We start from the raw sequence: 17,895 nt of genomic DNA, 5'->3' as shown, positions 1-17,895 counted from the left end.
TCATGTTGAAATCCTCCGACACCAACCCCTTTCATACCGGCGAATTAAAGGCCCAAAAACGGGCCGGTGTCGGTGATGTTGCCAAATGGGCCGCGGGTTTCATTCGGGACTATATGCCTCAACAACATCGGGATTTTTTTGAGCAACTGCCCTTTTTCGTCATCGCTGGTGGCGACCAAAACGGGCGGACCTGGGTCACCCTGATCGACGGTCCCGAAAACTTCATCCGATCCCCTGATCCGCACCGAATTACCCTTGCAACCGAGTTGGACGAAACAGACCCCCTCGCGTCCAGCTTTGCGCAAGGGACCAATATCGGCGTGGTCGGGATCGAGCTTGCGACCCGCCGCCGCAACCGGTTCAGCGGATATGTTCAGCGGTCCAAGGAGGGCTATACGATCGACATCCATCAGTCGTTCGGCAATTGCCCGCAATACATCCACGAACGCGTCTGGGAACGGGTCGAAAAAACCACCCCACCTGTTGCGGCGCATTCCACCGCGCTGAGCGACGCGCAGGTCAATCTGATCGGTCGGTCGGATACGATGTTCATCGGGTCAGGCTATATGGCGGGCGAGGATGCGCCTTCGCGCGGCTATGACGCCTCACATCGCGGCGGTATCGCCGGTTTTGTGCATGTGATCGACGGCACGCATCTGCAGATCCCCGACTATCCCGGCAACAACTTTTTCAACACCATCGGCAATCTGACAAATGACCCGCATATCGGATTGGTCTTTGTCGATTTCGATACCGGCGGCCTGCTGCATATCTCGGGCCGCGCGACGATTGGTTGGGACGGGCGCAACGCCCATGACCCGGATGCGCTCCGGACCATTGATGTTGAAATCGACGCTGTGCTCGACCGCCCTGCGGCATTGTCCCTCCGCTGGGGCAAGCAAGACCATCTGTCGCGGCGGTTGAAACTGGTCAAGCGGGTGAAGGAAACAGATCAGATTACATCATTCTATCTGGCTCCGGTTGATGGCCGCCCCCTGGACAGCTTTGAGGCGGGCCAGAATCTGCCCATCGAAGTGCAGATCCCCGGCCAAAAAGGCACGTCAACGCGAAACTACTCACTGTCCGGTCCGTCGACCGTGCGCGATTTCTATCGGCTGAGCATCAAGCGAGAAGAGATGGGGCTGGTGTCACGCTTTCTGCATGACGCCACCGCCGAGGGCGCCTATCTTGAGGCGCATAAACCCTCGGGCGACTTTGTTATCCCTTGCAGCAATTGCCCGCTGGTCTTGGTCAGCGCCGGGGTCGGCCTGACACCGATGCTGTCCATGCTCTATGCGTCCGCAGGCGATACGCGCCCGGTCTGGTATGTCCACGGCACCCGCAACAAACAAAGCCATGCGCTGCGCGATGAGGTGGACGCGCTTGAAGCCCAACATGACAATGTGCTGCGCCAGGTTCATTATAGCCGCCCGGGCCCGGATGATGTTCTGGGCTCTGACTACGATGTCGAGGGGCGGGTTACAGCCGAAGGCTTGATCGGTTTGAACGCGGGGCCTGATGCCCACTACATGCTCTGCGGTCCTGCGGCGTTTCTGGCGGATATCCGCAACGGGCTTGAAGCGTTGGGGGTCGCGCCCGAGCATATTCATTTCGAAACATTTGGCCCCGGCAGTTGATGATCTCAGTCATGCGAACCCTGTTGTTGCTCCTGACACTTCTGGCCGCTCCTGCCACGGCGCAGGATTTGCAAGGAAATGATTCCGCCAGCAATTGGGTGAATACCCATTACAGCGCGTTTGGTATCTGGAAGTCGATCTGTGACGAAAGACCCGAAGACGGCCAATTAAATCAGCGCTGCTATATCCGTTGGGTCGACGTTTTTTCAGAGCGTCCGCGTTTTGGCGGTCAATTTGTCTTCATCACACCGCAGGAACAGGGTTACGAGGTCGAGTTCGGGATCGAACCCGGCACGCTCTTTGCCCCCAACGGGTTCAGGATCGAACGAGACGAAACGGTCGTTTGGCGCACCCTCTGGCCGGGTTGTTTGACAGGTCTGGGATGCCGGTTCGATGGGCGCAGAGCGGATACGATCATCGCACAGATGCAACAGGGCGGCGCGTTCCTCTTTGACTTTCGCGACCGGCAGGGCGTGTCACGGTCTTTGAACTGGCCGCTTCAGGGGTTCCCAGACGCCTGGGCTGATTTCCAAACCCAAGCGCGCGCTCGTGGATTGATCGACTGACTAACCAAATCGCTGGAAATTTGGGCTCGAAAAATCAGGCCCCCATCACCCGCAGCACCAGTTTGGCAACCGGACCATACGGCGGATAAAGCAGCTTGGTGCCGGTCAGATGCCCGATCCCCCTTTGCTCAAACACCGATTTTGAATGGCTGAACGTATCAAACCCTTCCTTGCCGTGATACGCACCCATCCCACTGGCCCCGACCCCGCCAAAAGCCAGATCCTCCTGGATGTACTGCAACAACGCCTCGTTCACGCAGGACGGATGGTTCGATACCGGAGATATCGCAAGTATCGACGCGGATGGGTTTGTCACCATTCTGGATAGGTCCAAGGACCTGATCAAATCGGGTGGCGAATGGATCTCATCGGTCGAATTGGAAAACATCGCAATGGCGCATCCGAAAATCGCCGATGCCGCCGCCATCGCGGTGCCGCACCCCAAATGGGATGAACGACCGGTCATTCTGGTCAAATTGGTGGATGGGGCCGAGCTCAGCGAGGCTGCGGTTCTGGAAATGTATGGGCACAAGATCGCGAAATGGCAAATCCCGGATCGTGCAATCTTTGTCGACGAAATCCCGCGCAACGCAACCGGCAAGATCGTCAAGACCAAGCTTCGCGAGACTTACGCAAAAGACGTCACATTGGCCTAATGCAAATTGACAAAGGGCGGGTAAGAACCCGCCCTCTCACATTCTCTAGCGGCGCGCCAGATGGACCCCCGCTATCGTACAGCGGACCGAGCCGCCCGCCATTTCAATGGTCGGGATCGGCAGCGGAACAAGCCCGGCGCTTTTTTCGATAATTGTCTTTTGCCCGTCGGACAACGCATCAAACGCCGTTTGCGACAGGGCCAGGATGCGACCGTTTTTCCCCTGAAGTTCAATCGCGTTCCCTGCAAAGGCCTCGATCTGATCGTGGCTCAGATCAATCACCTCGCGACCGGGCTGGGCAAGACGATCAACAACTTCCTGGCGGCGCTTTTCATCAGAGATCATCTCGGCCCCGATCAAGGCATAGTCGGTTCCGATGCACATCAGCACATTGGAATGATACACCGGCACGCCCCGCCGGTCGGTCGCGGCAAAGGCCATGGGTTCATAGTTGAAATGGGTGCAAAACCGTTCCAGCAAGATCGGGCTGGTCCGGTCGGATTCCACCGCATAGGCCACGCGATCTGCGTGGTCGATCACCATCGCGCCAGTGCCTTCGAGGAACAGGTTGTCCTGCTCCAGCCCTGAATAGTCGATGATGTCCTGAACACGGTATTCCTGTTTGAGCAACTCGATCACATCCGTGCGCCGCTCCAACCGCCGGTTTGGCGCTTTCATCGGATAAACAGCCACGTGACCACCCGCATGGGTCGAAAACCAATTGTTCGGGAACACGCAATCCGGCGTGCGAGGGTCTTCGCCTTCGAACACATGCACAAGCACACCATGCTGACGCAAGATTTCGGCCGAGCGCGTCGCCTCATCATAGGCTTGCTGCGCGATATCCCCATCGGCTGGCGGGTTGGCCTGAAACACGTTGTCACCCGTCTGCGTATTCACCGAGAAATGGTGCGGACGGATCATGATCACCGAAGACGGTGCCTGAATGCTGGGTTTTTCCATTGAATAGCCTCTCGCCTGATCACGCCGAACGCAACAGCATACCGAACAGATCGCGAGGATCGTCGGGGTCGGCCAGCATATCCAGATCCTGGAAGTAATCCGTGCCTTTGATGCGATCACGAATGAAGCGCAGGGCCGAGAAATCTTCGATCGCAAAGCCCACGCCATCAAACAGGGTGATCTGACGATCACCGGTCCTGCCGGGCTTGGCGCCGGTGATAACTTCCCACATTTCGGTCACTGCAAAGCTTTCGGGCATTTGCTGAATCTCGCCCTCAACCCGTGTCTGCGGCGGGTATTCGACAAAGACGTCCGAGCGTTCAAGGATGTCTTTGTGCAACTCGGTCTTGCCCGGGCAGTCGCCTCCGATTGCATTGATATGCACGCCCGCGCCAACCATGTTATCCGTCAGGATGGTCGCATTCTGCTTATCAGCGGTGCAGGTCGTGATGATCTGAGCACCCTCAATGGCCTCTTCGGGCGTGTTGCACGCGATGATGTTGAACCCGCGCCCGGTCAGATTGCGCACCAGTTTTTCAGTGGCTTTCGGATCCACATCATAAAGACGCAAGGTGTCGATACCGCAAAGCACTTTCATCGCCGTGGCCTGAAACTCGGACTGGGCCCCATTGCCGATCATTGCCATGCAAGTCGCACCTTTGGGTGCCAAATGCTTGGCCACCATCGCCGAGGTCGCGGCAGTGCGCAGCGCGGTCAGGATGGTCATCTCGGTCAGCAGGACCGGGTAGCCAGTATAGACATCCGCCAACAGGCCAAACGCCGTGACCGTTTGCAGCCCTTCCTTGGTGTTCTTGGGATGCCCGTTGACATATTTGAACCCATAGGCCTCACCATCCGAGGTCGGCATCAGCTCGATCACGCCGACATCCGAATGGCTGGCGACGCGGGGGGTCTTGTCGAACTTTTCCCACCGGCGGAAATCGTCTTCGATATAGGCGGCAAGCCCTTCCAGCATCGCCTCGATGCCGACGCTATGCACAAGCCGCATCATGTTTTCGACGCTGACAAAGGGAACAAATGCAAGTTCAGAGGGGGATGGCTTTGTCATGAGGCACCTTCGATTCTTCGTTTTTGACAGTATCGCCTGTTAGAATTTCAGGATAAATGAGCTAATTGTTAGATGATGGGATCAGCCGATATACATAATGCGCACCCCAATTTGACAGAAAGCCAAGAATGACACGACCTGGTCAAAGCAAACATATCTATGACGATCTTGACCGACGGCTGATTGCGTTGCTGCGGCGCGATGGCCGCGCGCCAGTGTCAAAACTGGCTGATCTGCTTGGCGTGACCCGCGCCACGGTGCAAAGCCGGATGGACAAGCTGTTGGACACCGGTGCGCTGCTGGGCTTTACCGCGCGCGTGCGCGAGGACTACGAAGAGGACTATATCCGTGCGATCATGATGATCGAGGTTGTTGGGAAATCCACCAGCCAGGTCATTCGCGCGTTGCGCGGGATGCCCGAGCTGTTTGCACTGCATACGACTAATGGCAACTGGGATCTTGTGGCCGAGGTGCGCGTGGCCAAGCTGCACGATTTCGACCGCGTGCTGCGCGAGGTCAGGATGATCGACGGCGTTTCAAACAGCGAAACAAGCCTCCTTCTGTCCAGCGTGTGACGCAGCTGGCTATTGCTGCTGTTTTTCCCGAATCCGAATCGCTTTTGCAGCCGCACGGTGCTGTTGACCTACGCCCGACCGGTCGAGTTGCCTATTCTTTACGCACAAGCCGCACTGACTTTGGGGCGGTGATCCGGCTGAAACACGACCACTAAACATCATTAAATCAAAGACTTAATGCCGAACCGCGGTGAAAGACCCGGAAGTTTGGCGCTAGTTTCTGTAGTGTCGGCCCGTGTATTTTTTCTTGAAATGTCAATTAGGTCTTTTCAACATGTCAGTTCGAAAAGGATGAAATTTTCATGTATGATCCCAGCTCACCTCTTTTGCGTTCCGGCTCGGAAGACGGGGCGCCCCCGGCACCCGAGGCCAAGGCGCGGTTCGCTGAAGACCGGCTTTTGGATGCGGTGATCTGGTGTGAAATCCGGCCAGGCGAAATTCTGACCGAAGCGGATGCGATGGAGCGGTTCGGGCTGACCCGAGCGGCGGCACGGGCCGGGCTGACGCGTCTGGGATATGACAATTGGGCTTTGCCACAACCCCGCACCGGCTGGCTGATCCTGCCGGTCACCGGCGCGCTGATCGGTCAGGTTCTTGAAGCGCGCCGGATCGCTGAACCTATGCTCTCGACCGCGCGTCTGGATGTGCAGGCGCGTGCCGAGTTGAAGAATATCGCCGATGTGATCGAAGCGCTTCACCCTCGGAATGAAGCCGCTGCCATCGCTTCGTTCCGGCACTATGTCGACCGGATCGATGGGTTGTTGCTGGGCGCCATCAATCCATTTACCGCCCGGCATCTTCGAAAGCTCTGGCATCATACCGCACGCATCACCCGGTTTCTCGAAGATGAAGCCGACAGCACAATTTTTCGCCGCGATGACATCAATGCCTTGGTCAAAGCGGTCCTTTCCGAAGACGCCGAAGCCGTGGCTGCGGCCCGGCTTTCCCTTATTGACGCGCAAGAGGCCTTCTTCCTTCGCCAACTCCTGAAAAGCGAGGCTCCTCTCACCCCCGGCAGCGGGGTCATTGCGCGCAGCAAACAAACAGCTGCCCCCAACAGGAGACCCTCATGACTTCAACCTTCAAAGGACTAATAACCGGTGTGGCACTGGCTTTTTTTGCCCTGCCAGCCTTTGCGCGCGACATTACTATCGATCTGGCGGGCGAGCCGTCGTCGCTGGATCCCCATCTGCAGTGGAACCCCGACAGCTATTACGTCTATCGCAATGTGTTCGACAATGTGGTCACCCGCAACAACGCAGGTGAAATTGTCCCCCAACTCGCCACCGAATGGGAACAGGTCAGCGATACCGAGCTGGTTTTGACCATTCGCGACGATGTCACCTTTCACGATGGTGAGCCGTTGGAGCCGTCCGACGTGGTCTATTCGGTTCTTCGGATCACCAACCCCGATTTCGCCTCGCCACAGCTGGGGCAATTCAACCAGATCATCGGGGCCGCAGTCGTTGATGGCAACAAGGTCAAGCTGACCACCGATGGCCCCTATCCGGCCCTGATGGCGCAGCTTGTCAAACTGTCGGTTGTACCCGAGCATGTTGTCGAAGCGGTGGGCAATGAGGCGTTCAACGCGACCCCGCTGGGCTCGGGCCCTTACACGTTCGAAGAGTGGGATCGCGGCGTGTCGGTCACACTGGCGCGTAATGATGCCTATTGGGGCGAGGCCGGACCCTTTGACAAGGCCATCTTCCGAGCGGTTCCCGATGCAGCCACACGGGTGGCTGACCTTCAGGCCGGTACCGCTGATCTTGTTGTCAGCATCGATGCCGATGCGGGCGCGCAGCTGGCCTCGAACCCCAATGTCAAGGTTCTGTCCGCCCCGACCGAGCGTGTGGGCTATGTCGGTCTGAACCTCGACAAACCACCGTTCAACAATCTTGAGATGCGCAAAGCGGCCAGCCTTGCTATTGACCGTCTGGGCATCACCGAAGGGTTGCTGCAAGCCGGTGAGGTGCCGATGGCGCAAATGGCAAGCCCGGCGCATTTCGGCTATAACCCTGATCTTCCGCTGTTCGAATACGATCCCGACATGGCGCGCGAGATCGTTGCGGCCAATGCCGATCTGGCCCAGACACCTGCCACGCTTGCAACAGCGCCTGTCTTTGATCAGCGCATCGTGCAGGCGGTTCAGCAGATGCTGAACGATGTGGGGTTCAACGTGTCGATCTCGATGACCGATATGCCGACCTATCTGGGCATCGTGCGGTCCGAGCCGGCAGAGAACAGTGAGCTTAGCTTCGGGCGTTGGTCCTGTGCGTGTCAGGACGCGGATGGCATCGCCTATCCGACCCTGCATTCCGACAGCGCCTGGAGCCGGGTAAACGTGCCCGAACTGGATGAATTGCTGGAAAAGGCCCGCGTATCGTTGGACCCGGCCGTGCGTCAGGATGCCTATAACAAAGTGTCCCAGATAGTGCGCGACAACTATTACCTGCTGCCAATGTATCAGGCTGCCGTGCTTTATGGTGAACCGCCGATCTGGAATTCGAGCCAACGGCCAACGAAAGCATGTTCCTCAACCGCATGAGCATCGCTGAATAATGATGCGCTTTGCTTTGCATCGCAGCGGGCAGGCTTTGATCGCGGCCTTTGGTGTGGTGACGCTGGTGTTCTTTATCCAGCGTCTCACCGGAGACCCCGTGACCTTGCTGCTGCCCGAAACCGCGACGCAGGCAGATATCGAGGCCATGCGCAGCGCGCTTGGCCTCGACCGCCCGATCTGGGTTCAGTACTTCACCTTTCTGGGTGACATGGTGCGGCTGGATCTGGGCCGCTCGTTCGTTCAGAACGCGCCGGTCTGGGACATCCTCGCCAGCCGCATTCCGCAGACGCTGCAACTGGCCGGAGGGGCTTTGTTCGGCGCTCTGGTCATCGGCTTGCCGCTGGGGCTGCTGATGGCGCTGAAGCGGGGCAGCCGCGTGTCGCGTTACAGCATGGGGCTTGTTCTGGCCTGCCAATCGCTGCCGACATTCTGGTCTGGCATCATGCTGATCCTGGTGTTCGGCGTGCAGTTGCGCTGGTTGCCGTCCTCGGGCACCGGCACATTGGCGCATCTGATCATGCCGTCAATTGCCCTGGGCCTGCTGTCGCTGGCGACCTTTGCCCGGATTGCCCGCGCCTCGGTCGTTGATGAATTGGGCAAGGACTATGTGCGCTCGGCCCGCGCGCGCGGTGTCGGCACCGGACGGCTGGTCCGGCGACACCTGCTGCGCAATGCGATGATCCCGGTCATCTCGATCACCGCGCTGGAAGTGTCACAACTGCTGGCGGGTGCAGTCATCGTGGAGACGGTCTTTGCCTGGCCCGGGCTTGGGCAATTGACCGTCCAATCCATCGCCGCCCGCGATTTCGTTGTCGTGCAAGCGGTTGTTCTGTTGGGCGCCTTTGTCACCATCGGGGCCAATCTTGCGGCAGATATACTCTATTCCGTGGTTGATCCCCGGGTAAAACTGAGCGGCACCACATGAACGCACGACCCTATCTGACCTGGTGGCCTGCCTGGCTTTTGGCTGCGCTTGTGCTGTGCGCCTTGTTTGCGCCCGCGCTCGCACCCCTTGACCCGGACCGGCAGGACCTTCTGGGGCGGCTGAAACCACCCGGACACGAAGGCCGTAATGCCGCAACCTTCTGGCTGGGCACGGATGAGCTTGGCCGCGATATCCTGAGCCGTGTCATCCATGGCGCGCGGGTTTCCATCGCGGTGGCGGTGCTGTCAGTGCTGCTGTCGGGCGTTGTCGGTGTGGCTGTAGGCATGACCGCAGGCTATCTGCGCGGCTGGGTCGAAGCGATGTTGATGCGCCTCGTCGACATCTTCCTGTCGATCCCGGCCATCTTGCTCGCCATCATCATGGTCGCGGTTCTGGGTCCGGGATTTTTCAACGTGATCCTGGTGCTCGCCCTCACCCGCTGGCCGCGTTATGCGCGGGTGGCCTATGGTCAGACCCTGGCCATTGCCGAGCGCCCCTATGTTCGTTTGGCCCGCGCGATGGGCGCCACAACGCCGCGCGTTCTGGCGCTGCACATCCTGCCCAACATCATCGGCCCGCTTCTGGTGGTCGCGACGCTTGAATTTGGACTGATGGTCCTGTTTGAAGCCGGGCTGTCCTTTCTGGGCCTGGGCGTGCAACCGCCCACCGCAAGCTGGGGCGCGATGCTGTCAACCGGGCGCAACTATGTGGCAACCGCCTGGTGGATCGCAACCTTCCCCGGGCTGGCCCTGTTTTTGCTGGTGCTCAGCGCCAATCTGATCGGCGACCGGGTCAGCGACCAAATTGGAAAAGGACGTTAGAAATGAATTTCGGAGCCGAGTTTCACGGCCAGAAAGTTGTGGTCACCGGGGCCGCAGGGATCATGGGCTGTGCTTTGGCGCAAAGCTTTGCCGATGCCGGGGCCGAGGTCTGTTCGGCTGACCTAAGCACCGAAGGTTTGAGCGGTTTTACCGTCGCCGCTGACCTGACCACCGATGCTGGCACCGAAACGCTGTTGGACGCGGTGGCCGCGCGCTGGGGGGCGCCGGATGTGGTGATCAACAATGCCGCCATCTATCCCTCGTCCTTCCTGCTGGACATGCAGGTTTCCGACTGGGATCAGATCATGGCGTTGAACCTGCGCGCGCCTTTTGTGCTGATGCGCGGCTTTGCGCTGCAAATGATCCAGCAGGGCAAAGGCGGTTCTTTCATCAATATCTCATCTGGTGCGGCACGCAAAATGCGGCGCACGGCGGTGACCTATTGCATGTCGAAAACCGCGCTGGACCGGATGACCAAGGGCTTTGCGCTTGAGCTGGCCGAATACGGGATCCGCGTGAACTGTCTGGAACCGAGCTTTGCCGCGGGCTCGGCAGTGTCCGAGCTGAGCCAGGAACATATCGACCGCGTCATGGCCGCGATCCCGCTGGGGGCAGAGACGCAGAGCGAAGATATCGGGCAGGCTGCGCTCTACCTGGCCTCATCGGCGGCCAAGAATATCACCGGCACCTCGCTGGCCGTTGATGGCGGCAATTCCGCCGGAACCATGGATGTTTACCAAGCCAAAAAGAGCGCGCTGTGAACTGGAACCCAACCCCATATCCCTGGCCCGATTGCTATCGCGCCGCCGCATGTTTCACGGTGGATGTCGACGCCACATCACCCTGGCTGTGGCAGCATCGCGATAAGATCCCCAGCGGCATCGCGGCGCTTGAGCACCGGCAATACGGCATGCGGCAAGGGCTGGCGCGCATGGTCGCCATGCTGGACCGTCTGAACATCCCCGGCAGCTTTTTCGTGCCCGGCATCGTCGCCAAGGACAACCCCGACCTGCTGCCCAGCCTGATCGAACGCGGTCATGAAATCGGGCTGCACGGGTTTTATCACGAGATCGTATCCGAGACTTCGGACGCGCAGTTTACCGACGCGCTTGAGGCCTCGATCGAGCTGTTTGTCGCGCAGACGGGCACGCGCCCTGCCGGGTTTCGCTCACCTGCGTGGGAAATGACACCCCATATGCTGTCGGAATTGCGGCGACACGGATTGTGGGATTCCAGCCTGATGGGTCATGATCTGCCCTACCAGATTGACGGGGTCACCGAACTGCCGGTGCGTTGGGACAATGATGACGCGATCTTTTTCAAGTTCCTGGGCGCAGGTGACCGCCCGCCACGCTCGGAAGCCGAGATCTGTGCCCGCTGGACCAATGAGGCCCGGGCCCAGATCCGCGACGGTGGGCTGTTCATGCTGACCGTTCATGACTGGATCTCGGGCCGCGCGGCGCGGGTCGAACTGCTGTCGGATCTGTTCGAGCCTTTGTGCGCGGATGAAACCGTCTGGGTCACCACATGTGGCGAGATCGCCCGACATCACCAAACGGTGGGCGGGCTGGAGGTTACCTCGCAAACGGTGACACCGATCAATGAAAGGACAGGCCATGAGTGACGCCCGGACCCAAGCGGCAGGTCACGAAACCGGCCCGCTCTGGGATGTCAGCAAACCGGCCGTGCAAAGCGCGAGCGGCATCGTGGCCGCGCAGCATTTCGAGGCCGCGCAGGTCGGGGCCGATGTACTGGCTGCCGGAGGCAACGCGATGGATGCTGCCGTGGTCGCGGCCTGCGTATTGTCGGTGGTCGAACCCTGGCTTTCCGGGCTGGGCGGTGGCGGGTTCCTGCTGCACGCCAGCGCCGCGGGTCAGATCGAAGCGCTGGATTTCAACCTGCGCGCGCCGCGCGGCATTTCGGTATCCGACTATCCGCTGACCGGTGGAGAAGGGGGCGACTGGTTCAACTGGCCCTCGGTCGAAGGTGATCGCAATCTGATCGGGCCCCATTCCATCTGCGTGCCCGGCGCGGTTGCCGGGCTGGCCGAAGCTCTGTCGCGCCATGGCAGCCTCAGCTGGGCCGAGGCGCTGGCCCCGGCAATTGCCGTCGCCGAACGTGGAATGCGGGTGGACTGGTTTGCAAAGCTGGCCTTTGCCATCGACACACCCGGCCTGTCCAGCAACGCGGCGGCGGCTGCGGTTTTTCTGGATCCTGCCCGACTGAAACATGATGCAGATGATCCCACCGGGCAAGTGCTGCCCCTGCCCAAGAAGGCCGCGATGCTGCGCGCTTTGGCCAAACACGGTGCGCGGGACTTCTATGAAGGCGCGGTGGCAGCCCAGCTGCTGGCGGACCTTTCCGACATAGGCGCTAAACTTACGGCAGAGGATCTGAGCAGCTATGCGCCGCAATGGTCTGCGCCCGCAACACTGGCCTATCGCGACCGGGTGGTGCACACGATGCCGGGCCTGTCCGGTGGGGCCTCACTTCTGTCCGCGCTTTCCAAGCTTGAACCACAGCCCCTATCCACGTTCGGCGATGTTGATTTGGCGGTGGCCTATGCTGATGCCATCCGGTCGGCCTATGAAGACCGATTGACACAAATGGGCCATGCGGCGGCGGGTGGGGATTGTACCAGCCATGTCTCAGTAGTGGATGCGGCCGGCAATATGGTGTCGCTGACCAATACGCTGCTGTCTCGGTTCGGATCCAAAGTAGTGGCCCCTGGGCTGGAATTGCTGATGAATAACGGCATGATGTGGTTTGATCCACGCCCCGGTCAGCCCAACTCTATCGCGTCGGGGGCACGGCCTTTGGCCAATATGACACCGGTGATCACCACCCGCGACGGGATCCCCGACATCGCCATCGGGGCTGCTGGAGGGCGGCAAATCTTTCCCGCAGTGCTTCAGATCCTGTCGCAGATGATTGACCGCGGGCTAACCGCCCAAGCCGCGCTGCATCATCCCCGGATTGATGCCAGCACGCCCACCATTCTGGTCAACCGTCGCGCCGCGGCCGATACCGCCTCGGCCATTTCGGCGCGGCATCCGGTGCAGATTACCGAAGACTCGCTCTATCCCGTGCAATTCGCCATCCCCTCGCTGGTGCAGCGAGGCGCGGGTGGTGCGGCCAATGCGGGCGCGGTTCATCCGACCTCTCCCTGGACCGCAGCGGTGGCCGCGACATGAGCTTGCTGCGCATTCAGGATCTGGCCATCACTGCGGGCGATCTTTCACTGGTTGATGGCGTCACGCTGGACGTCAATCCGGGTGAGGTTGTGGCGCTGGTTGGCGAAAGCGGATCTGGCAAATCCCTGACCGCGCTGTCGATCATGGGGCTGCTGGCCGAGGGGTTGGAACGCCAAGAGGGCCAGATTGTCTTTGACGGCAAAGACCTTGCGGCGATGCCCGACGCTAAGTTGCAAGACCTGCGTGGCGCCGATCTGGCGATGATCTTTCAGGAACCTGTCTCATCGCTCAACCCGTTGCTGAGTGTTGGTGAACAGGTCGCCGAAAGCCTGATCGTGCATGGCCGGGCCAACCCCGACACCGCGCGACAAAGTGCAATCGACATGCTGGCGCGGGTCGGCATCCCGGATCCCGCCCGCCGCGCACAGCAACTGCCGACCGAATTGTCCGGTGGCATGTGCCAGCGCGTCATGATCGCCGCTGCTCTGATCTCGCAGCCGCGCCTGCTGATCGCGGATGAGCCGACAACGGCATTGGACGTCACCATTCAGGCTCAGATTCTTGCACTGATGGGGAAGCTGGCCGCCGAGGCCGGAACCGCCATCCTTCTGATCACCCATGATATGGGGGTGGTGGCCGAACTGGCGGATCGCGTCTGCGTCATGTATGGTGGACGGGTTGTCGAACAGGGCCCGGTCACGCAATTGTTTGCAACCCCGCTACACCCCTATACGCGTATGCTGTTGCAGACGATCCCGCGTCTGGATGATCCACCCAAACGCGAGCTCTTTGCCATTCGCGGCAATGTGCCCAGCCCGCGCGACTGGCCCGAAGGCTGCCGTTTTCGCAACCGGTGTGATCGCGCGTCCGATGCCTGCCGCACACGTCCCGAACTTGACGACACCACCCGCCGCGTCGCCTGTTTCCACCCGGCCGAGGTCCCCGCATGAGCCTGTTGCAGATCGAAGATCTTCGGGTCCATTTCCCTGTCCGCACCGGTCGGTTCGGTGGCGGTCGCGGTACAGTGCGCGCGGTCGACGGGGTCTCACTGACCATCGAAGCCAATGAAACGCTGGCTGTTGTGGGCGAGTCGGGATGCGGCAAGTCCACCACCGGCAACGCGGTTCTGGGGCTTGCCCCGGTGACGGAAGGGCGCATCCTGTTCGAAGGACAGGATCTTGCCAGTCTGGATGCCGCCGCGCGCCAGAATGTCTGGCGTGAGATGCAGGTGGTGTTTCAGGACCCGGTCAGCGCCCTGAACCCGCGACGCACGATTGCACAGTCCATTGCCGAACCTCTGGTCATCCATGGCTGGGCCAAGCCCGACATCGCGGCGCGCGTTGACGAACTTATGGCGCTGGTCGGTCTGAACCCGGATCAACGCGACCGGCGTCCGGGCGCTTTGTCGGGCGGGCAGCGGCAACGCGTCGTAATCGCACGGGCACTGGCGCTGAACCCCAAGCTGGTCATCTGCGACGAGCCGGTCAGCGCGCTGGACGTCTCAATCCAGAGCCAGATCCTGAACCTGTTGATGCGATTGCAGCGGGAATTGGGACTTAGCTATCTGTTTATCGCCCATGACCTGAGCGTGGTGCGCCACATCGCCGATCGGGTGGCCGTGATGTATCTGGGTGTGGTGGTCGAGGAAGGCCCTGCCAGCGCGGTTTTTGCAAACCCGGTCCACCCCTATACCCAAGCCCTTTTGTCCGCCATCCCGCTGCCGGATCCCACGTTGCGTGACCGCAAAAAGCGCATCGTTCTGGAAGGCGATCTCCCCTCGCCTCTGGATCCGCCAGCGGGATGCCCGTTCGTGACGCGTTGCCCGCTGGCCGAAGCGGCCTGTTCTGCGGCGCGTCCGGGGCTGGACCTGGCGGCGCCCGGCCACAAAGTCCGATGCCCCGTTCGGCTGCGCGCCGCGGATCAGCCCTGATCAGGTCGACAGCTGCGCGCGGCAGTTGGGCACAAATGTCGCCCTTGGTGATGCCAATCGTTGCGTTCCTGCGCTAAGCTGACACAATGCCCAATGCCAAGCCGCCACATCCGCAAGACTATTTCCCACCCTTTGGGGGGCTGAAATCTTTCTACGAGGTTGCCCTGACCGGCAGCGCGGTGGCCGCTGCTGCGCGGCTGAACGTGTCGCCTTCGTCCATCAGCCATCAACTCAAATCGCTTGAGGCCGAGCTTGGCGTGCGTCTGATTGAAAACCGGCGCGGGCGGCTGTTTCTAACACCGGATGGCAGCCAGTTCTTTGACCGGATCAAAGGCCCGATGTCCGAGATCCTGCGCGCGACCGAGGCAATCCGGTCGATGCCCGGACGCAAACGCATCTCGTTGACGCTGACCCCGTCCTTTGCGGCCGGATGGTTGCTGCCGCGTTTGGCCGACCTGGAGCGCAAACACCCCGATCTTGAGGTCAATCTGGTCACCACGACCCGGGTGGTCGATCTGGAGCGCGAGAATGTCGATCTGGCCATTCGCCGGGGCACCGGGGACTGGCCCGACACCATCGCGCAGCCTTTGTTGGGCGAGACGATCATACCCGTCATGTCCCGCGCACTGGCAAACCAGCTGAACGGCGCGCCCTTGCACGAGGTGCTGAAAACGCAGCGCATTCTGGTCAACACAACCGTCGATGGTGAGTGGGATCGGTGGTGCGCCGCCCGTGGGCTGGATCTGCCCACCGCCAATCAACGCTATGGGCTTGAGACATACGAGCTGACAATCCAAGGTGCGCAAGATGGGCTGGGGATCGCGCTGGGGCGACGCCCTTTGGTGGATCCGCTGCTGGATATGGGTGGTCTGGTTGCCCCATTCGATGTCGCTGACGCCGACAATATGGCCTATTTCATTGTGCGCCCCAACACGCCGATGCGATCTGATCTAAAACGGTTTCACGACTGGCTGATGAAACAGAGCAGTTGAATTTTTTTCAACTCCTGCTGAGATTTTTGCACTTCGATTTGGTGGCCCGACACGGTTACGTTCTGGGTAAGGATCACAGGAGCAAGTGACAATGCAAAGCGACGATCTTCCAAGACATGGCCCGCTGACGGGTGTTCGGGTTGTGGATCTGACAGCCGTGGTTTCGGGCCCGATGTGCACCATGATCCTGGCCGACCAGGGCGCTGATGTGATCAAGATCGAGCGCGCCGATGGCGATTTCACCCGCCATGTCGCCACCCGGCGCGGCGGGCATTCGGCCTCATACCTCAACAACAACCGCAACAAACGCTCGGTCGTTGCGGATTTGAAGAACCCCGACGATATCGCGATGATCAAGCAGCTGGTCAAGGATGCGGATGTGTTCATCCAGAACTTCCGCCCCGGTGTGATGGACCGGCTGGGCCTGAGCTATGAGGTGCTGAGCGCGATCAACCCGCGCCTGGTCTACATGTCGATTTCGGGCTTTGGATTTGATGGGCCGCTGTCGGGCAAACCTGTTTATGACCCGCTGATCCAGGCGCTTTCGGCGCTGACCACCGTGCAGGCGGGCAGCGATGAAGAACGCCCACGCCTGGTGCGCACCATTCTGCCCGACAAGCTGACCGCCGTGCAGGCCAGCCAGGCCGTCACCGCCGCCCTGTTCGCGCGCGAACGCACCGGCAAGGGCCAAAAGGTCACTCTGTCGATGCTGGACACGGTTGCGGCCTTCCTCTGGGCCTCGGATATGAACGGGCATACTTTTGTCGGTGACGAGATGGAGAAAGAAGAGAGCCAGTCTTTCCACGATCTGATCTATGAGGTGAAAGGCGGCTATCTCAGCATCTCGATCATGCAGAACAAGCATTGGGAGGCTCTGGCCCATGCGACCGGTCGGCCCGACATCCTTGAGGATGAGCGGTTCAAGACCACCGAGCTGCGCGACATCAACCGCGACGCGCGTCTGGATCTGACCCAAACCATCGTGCGCGAGGTGGATCGTGACACGCTGCTGGCTGCGCTGGAACAGGCGGGCGTGCCCTGTGCCCCGGTTTTGACCCGCCGCGAGATGCGGCAGCACCCGCAACTGCAGGCCAATGGCACCATCGTCGAATATGACCACCCCTCAGCGGGCCGCCTGCGCCAGACCCGCCCGGCGGCTATGTTCCACGGCACCCCGGCAATCGATCTGCGCCCTGCGCCAGAACTGGGTGAACATTCCGACGAAATCCGCGCCATGGCTGGCCGCTCTGATCTGGCGGATGCTTCATGATCGATTTCTACTATTCCCCAACGCCGAATGGCTGGAAGGTTGCGATCATGCTGGCCGAAACGGGGCTGGAGCATCGGACCGTTCTGATGAACCTGCGCGCAGGCGACCAGCTGACCCCCGCCTTCCGCGCTATCAGCCCCAACGCCAAGATGCCCGCCATCGTGGATCATGACGCCCCGGATGGCCCGCAAACCGTGTTCGAAAGCGGCGCAATCCTGCTGTATCTGGCCGAGCGCACCGGCCAATTCGGCCCCCAGACCCCGACCGAGCGTATCGCTTTCAACGAATGGCTGTTCTGGCAGGCCGCCAATCAGGGCCCGATGGGTGGGCAGCTCAGCCATTTTGTCAATTACAGCCCGAAGGGCGAAACCTATTCCCACAATCGGTACAAGGGCGAGTTTGAGCGCGCGCTAGCTGTGATGGAAACCTGGCTGGACGGGCAAGACTATATGCTGGGGCGCTATTCGATTGTCGACATGATGTGTTTTCCCTGGGCGTTTATAGCCAAGCCCTTGGGCGTGTCGCTGGACAATTTCCCGAATGTCGCCGCCTGGCGCCAACGGATCAAGACGCGCCCGGCAGTGATCGACGCCATCAACCTGCACAAGGACGCCCAGTTTTCCGGCAAAGCCACTGCCGAACAGAACGCCACCCTGTTCAACCAATCCGCCGCGCATCTGATGCAAGGCCAAGAAAAGACCAACTGAAAGAAGAAAAACCACCACCAACACGGAGAG

Annotated in this window: 19 protein-coding genes; 16 read left to right on the top strand and 3 right to left on the bottom strand. The window is 60.3% G+C overall.

What is annotated here, in order from left to right; translation table 11 throughout:
- The first annotated feature begins 2 nt into the window (after positions 1–2).
- Both GOW40_RS06930 and GOW40_RS06925 read left to right on the top strand, forming a co-directional pair.
- Positions 3–1,637, top strand: coding sequence for a pyridoxamine 5'-phosphate oxidase family protein (locus GOW40_RS06930; RefSeq protein WP_171132897.1), 1,635 nt, complete (start codon positions 3–5; stop codon positions 1,635–1,637).
- Positions 1,638–1,648: 11 nt separating this feature from the next.
- Complete coding sequence (locus GOW40_RS06925; RefSeq protein WP_171132896.1) at positions 1,649–2,203, top strand: invasion associated locus B family protein; 555 nt, start codon at positions 1,649–1,651, stop codon at positions 2,201–2,203.
- Between the two features lie 34 nt (positions 2,204–2,237).
- Here the strand turns inward: GOW40_RS06925 and GOW40_RS06920 are convergent, their stop codons facing one another.
- Positions 2,238–2,444, bottom strand: a complete 207-nt coding sequence (locus tag GOW40_RS06920) for a hypothetical protein (RefSeq protein WP_171132895.1) — start codon at positions 2,442–2,444, stop codon at positions 2,238–2,240.
- Between GOW40_RS06920 and GOW40_RS06915 the strand changes: the two genes are divergently transcribed.
- Entirely contained in the window at positions 2,434–2,859 is a 426-nt protein-coding gene (locus GOW40_RS06915; RefSeq protein WP_171132894.1) for an AMP-binding protein, read from the top strand. The two genes, GOW40_RS06920 and GOW40_RS06915, sit on opposite strands and share 11 nt — an antisense overlap.
- A gap of 45 nt (positions 2,860–2,904) precedes the next feature.
- Here the strand turns inward: GOW40_RS06915 and ctlX are convergent, their stop codons facing one another.
- Both ctlX and GOW40_RS06905 read right to left on the bottom strand, forming a co-directional pair.
- Positions 2,905–3,822 carry a citrulline utilization hydrolase CtlX gene (gene ctlX / locus GOW40_RS06910; protein WP_171132893.1) on the bottom strand — a complete coding sequence of 306 codons (918 nt, stop codon included), beginning with the start codon at positions 3,820–3,822 and terminating at the stop codon, positions 2,905–2,907.
- A 19-nt stretch (positions 3,823–3,841) separates the two neighbouring features.
- Positions 3,842–4,891, bottom strand: a complete 1,050-nt coding sequence (locus tag GOW40_RS06905; protein WP_171132892.1) for an ornithine cyclodeaminase — start codon at positions 4,889–4,891, stop codon at positions 3,842–3,844.
- 128 nt (positions 4,892–5,019) lie between these two features.
- Between GOW40_RS06905 and GOW40_RS06900 the strand changes: the two genes are divergently transcribed.
- The 13 genes from GOW40_RS06900 (at position 5,020) to GOW40_RS06840 (ending at position 17,865) form a co-directional block, all read left to right on the top strand.
- Positions 5,020–5,466 carry an Lrp/AsnC family transcriptional regulator gene (locus GOW40_RS06900; protein WP_171132891.1) on the top strand — a complete coding sequence of 149 codons (447 nt, stop codon included), beginning with the start codon at positions 5,020–5,022 and terminating at the stop codon, positions 5,464–5,466.
- A 302-nt stretch (positions 5,467–5,768) separates the two neighbouring features.
- Positions 5,769–6,539, top strand: coding sequence for a GntR family transcriptional regulator (locus GOW40_RS06895; protein WP_171136680.1), 771 nt, complete (start codon positions 5,769–5,771; stop codon positions 6,537–6,539).
- The gene (locus GOW40_RS06890; protein ID WP_171230914.1) at positions 6,536–8,011 is read left to right on the top strand and encodes an ABC transporter substrate-binding protein; all 1,476 of its coding nucleotides are present in this window, start codon (positions 6,536–6,538) and stop codon (positions 8,009–8,011) included. Before GOW40_RS06895 ends, GOW40_RS06890 begins: the two co-directional genes overlap by 4 nt.
- A 16-nt stretch (positions 8,012–8,027) precedes the next feature.
- On the top strand, positions 8,028–8,951 hold the full coding sequence (locus GOW40_RS06885; RefSeq protein WP_217352264.1) for an ABC transporter permease: 924 nt from the start codon (positions 8,028–8,030) through the stop codon (positions 8,949–8,951).
- On the top strand, positions 8,948–9,772 hold the full coding sequence (locus GOW40_RS06880; RefSeq protein ID WP_171132887.1) for an ABC transporter permease: 825 nt from the start codon (positions 8,948–8,950) through the stop codon (positions 9,770–9,772). The genes GOW40_RS06885 and GOW40_RS06880 overlap by 4 nt, the downstream gene beginning before the upstream one ends.
- A 2-nt stretch (positions 9,773–9,774) precedes the next feature.
- Entirely contained in the window at positions 9,775–10,533 is a 759-nt protein-coding gene (locus tag GOW40_RS06875; protein ID WP_171132886.1) for an SDR family NAD(P)-dependent oxidoreductase, read from the top strand.
- On the top strand, positions 10,530–11,396 hold the full coding sequence (locus GOW40_RS06870; RefSeq protein ID WP_171132885.1) for a polysaccharide deacetylase family protein: 867 nt from the start codon (positions 10,530–10,532) through the stop codon (positions 11,394–11,396). The genes GOW40_RS06875 and GOW40_RS06870 overlap by 4 nt, the downstream gene beginning before the upstream one ends.
- On the top strand, positions 11,389–12,966 hold the full coding sequence (locus tag GOW40_RS06865) for a gamma-glutamyltransferase (protein WP_171230912.1): 1,578 nt from the start codon (positions 11,389–11,391) through the stop codon (positions 12,964–12,966). Before GOW40_RS06870 ends, GOW40_RS06865 begins: the two co-directional genes overlap by 8 nt.
- On the top strand, positions 12,963–13,916 hold the full coding sequence (locus tag GOW40_RS06860; protein WP_171132883.1) for an ABC transporter ATP-binding protein: 954 nt from the start codon (positions 12,963–12,965) through the stop codon (positions 13,914–13,916). Before GOW40_RS06865 ends, GOW40_RS06860 begins: the two co-directional genes overlap by 4 nt.
- On the top strand, positions 13,913–14,896 hold the full coding sequence (locus tag GOW40_RS06855) for an ABC transporter ATP-binding protein (RefSeq protein ID WP_171136678.1): 984 nt from the start codon (positions 13,913–13,915) through the stop codon (positions 14,894–14,896). The genes GOW40_RS06860 and GOW40_RS06855 overlap by 4 nt, the downstream gene beginning before the upstream one ends.
- A gap of 86 nt (positions 14,897–14,982) precedes the next feature.
- Positions 14,983–15,888 carry a LysR substrate-binding domain-containing protein gene (locus GOW40_RS06850; RefSeq protein WP_171103807.1) on the top strand — a complete coding sequence of 302 codons (906 nt, stop codon included), beginning with the start codon at positions 14,983–14,985 and terminating at the stop codon, positions 15,886–15,888.
- Between the two features lie 91 nt (positions 15,889–15,979).
- Positions 15,980–17,158 carry a CaiB/BaiF CoA-transferase family protein gene (locus GOW40_RS06845; protein ID WP_171132881.1) on the top strand — a complete coding sequence of 393 codons (1,179 nt, stop codon included), beginning with the start codon at positions 15,980–15,982 and terminating at the stop codon, positions 17,156–17,158.
- The gene (locus GOW40_RS06840) at positions 17,155–17,865 is read left to right on the top strand and encodes a glutathione S-transferase family protein (protein WP_171132880.1); all 711 of its coding nucleotides are present in this window, start codon (positions 17,155–17,157) and stop codon (positions 17,863–17,865) included. Before GOW40_RS06845 ends, GOW40_RS06840 begins: the two co-directional genes overlap by 4 nt.
- The last annotated feature ends 30 nt before the right edge of the window (positions 17,866–17,895 follow it).

The sequence above is a fragment of the Ruegeria sp. HKCCA6707 genome, from assembly GCF_013033515.1.
Taxonomy (GTDB): domain Bacteria; phylum Pseudomonadota; class Alphaproteobacteria; order Rhodobacterales; family Rhodobacteraceae; genus Ruegeria.
The sequence above is the reverse complement of the archived record's forward strand: the minus strand, read 5'-3'. Positions and strand labels throughout refer to the sequence as shown.

What these genes read in the sequence shown, in the direction of transcription:
- GOW40_RS06930 (WP_171132897.1), top strand. Translation starts at nt 3, where the DNA reads ATGTTGAAATCCTCCGACACCAACCCCTTTCATACCGGCGAATTAAAG.
- GOW40_RS06925 (WP_171132896.1), top strand. Translation starts at nt 1,649, where the DNA reads ATGCGAACCCTGTTGTTGCTCCTGACACTTCTGGCCGCTCCTGCCACG.
- GOW40_RS06915 (WP_171132894.1), top strand. Translation starts at nt 2,434, where the DNA reads ATGTACTGCAACAACGCCTCGTTCACGCAGGACGGATGGTTCGATACC.
- ctlX (WP_171132893.1), bottom strand. Translation starts at nt 3,822, where the DNA reads ATGGAAAAACCCAGCATTCAGGCACCGTCTTCGGTGATCATGATCCGT.
- GOW40_RS06905 (WP_171132892.1), bottom strand. Translation starts at nt 4,891, where the DNA reads ATGACAAAGCCATCCCCCTCTGAACTTGCATTTGTTCCCTTTGTCAGC.
- GOW40_RS06900 (WP_171132891.1), top strand. Translation starts at nt 5,020, where the DNA reads ATGACACGACCTGGTCAAAGCAAACATATCTATGACGATCTTGACCGA.
- GOW40_RS06895 (WP_171136680.1), top strand. Translation starts at nt 5,769, where the DNA reads ATGTATGATCCCAGCTCACCTCTTTTGCGTTCCGGCTCGGAAGACGGG.
- GOW40_RS06890 (WP_171230914.1), top strand. Translation starts at nt 6,536, where the DNA reads ATGACTTCAACCTTCAAAGGACTAATAACCGGTGTGGCACTGGCTTTT.
- GOW40_RS06885 (WP_217352264.1), top strand. Translation starts at nt 8,028, where the DNA reads ATGCGCTTTGCTTTGCATCGCAGCGGGCAGGCTTTGATCGCGGCCTTT.
- GOW40_RS06880 (WP_171132887.1), top strand. Translation starts at nt 8,948, where the DNA reads ATGAACGCACGACCCTATCTGACCTGGTGGCCTGCCTGGCTTTTGGCT.
- GOW40_RS06875 (WP_171132886.1), top strand. Translation starts at nt 9,775, where the DNA reads ATGAATTTCGGAGCCGAGTTTCACGGCCAGAAAGTTGTGGTCACCGGG.
- GOW40_RS06865 (WP_171230912.1), top strand. Translation starts at nt 11,389, where the DNA reads ATGAGTGACGCCCGGACCCAAGCGGCAGGTCACGAAACCGGCCCGCTC.
- GOW40_RS06860 (WP_171132883.1), top strand. Translation starts at nt 12,963, where the DNA reads ATGAGCTTGCTGCGCATTCAGGATCTGGCCATCACTGCGGGCGATCTT.
- GOW40_RS06855 (WP_171136678.1), top strand. Translation starts at nt 13,913, where the DNA reads ATGAGCCTGTTGCAGATCGAAGATCTTCGGGTCCATTTCCCTGTCCGC.
- GOW40_RS06850 (WP_171103807.1), top strand. Translation starts at nt 14,983, where the DNA reads ATGCCCAATGCCAAGCCGCCACATCCGCAAGACTATTTCCCACCCTTT.
- GOW40_RS06845 (WP_171132881.1), top strand. Translation starts at nt 15,980, where the DNA reads ATGCAAAGCGACGATCTTCCAAGACATGGCCCGCTGACGGGTGTTCGG.
- GOW40_RS06840 (WP_171132880.1), top strand. Translation starts at nt 17,155, where the DNA reads ATGATCGATTTCTACTATTCCCCAACGCCGAATGGCTGGAAGGTTGCG.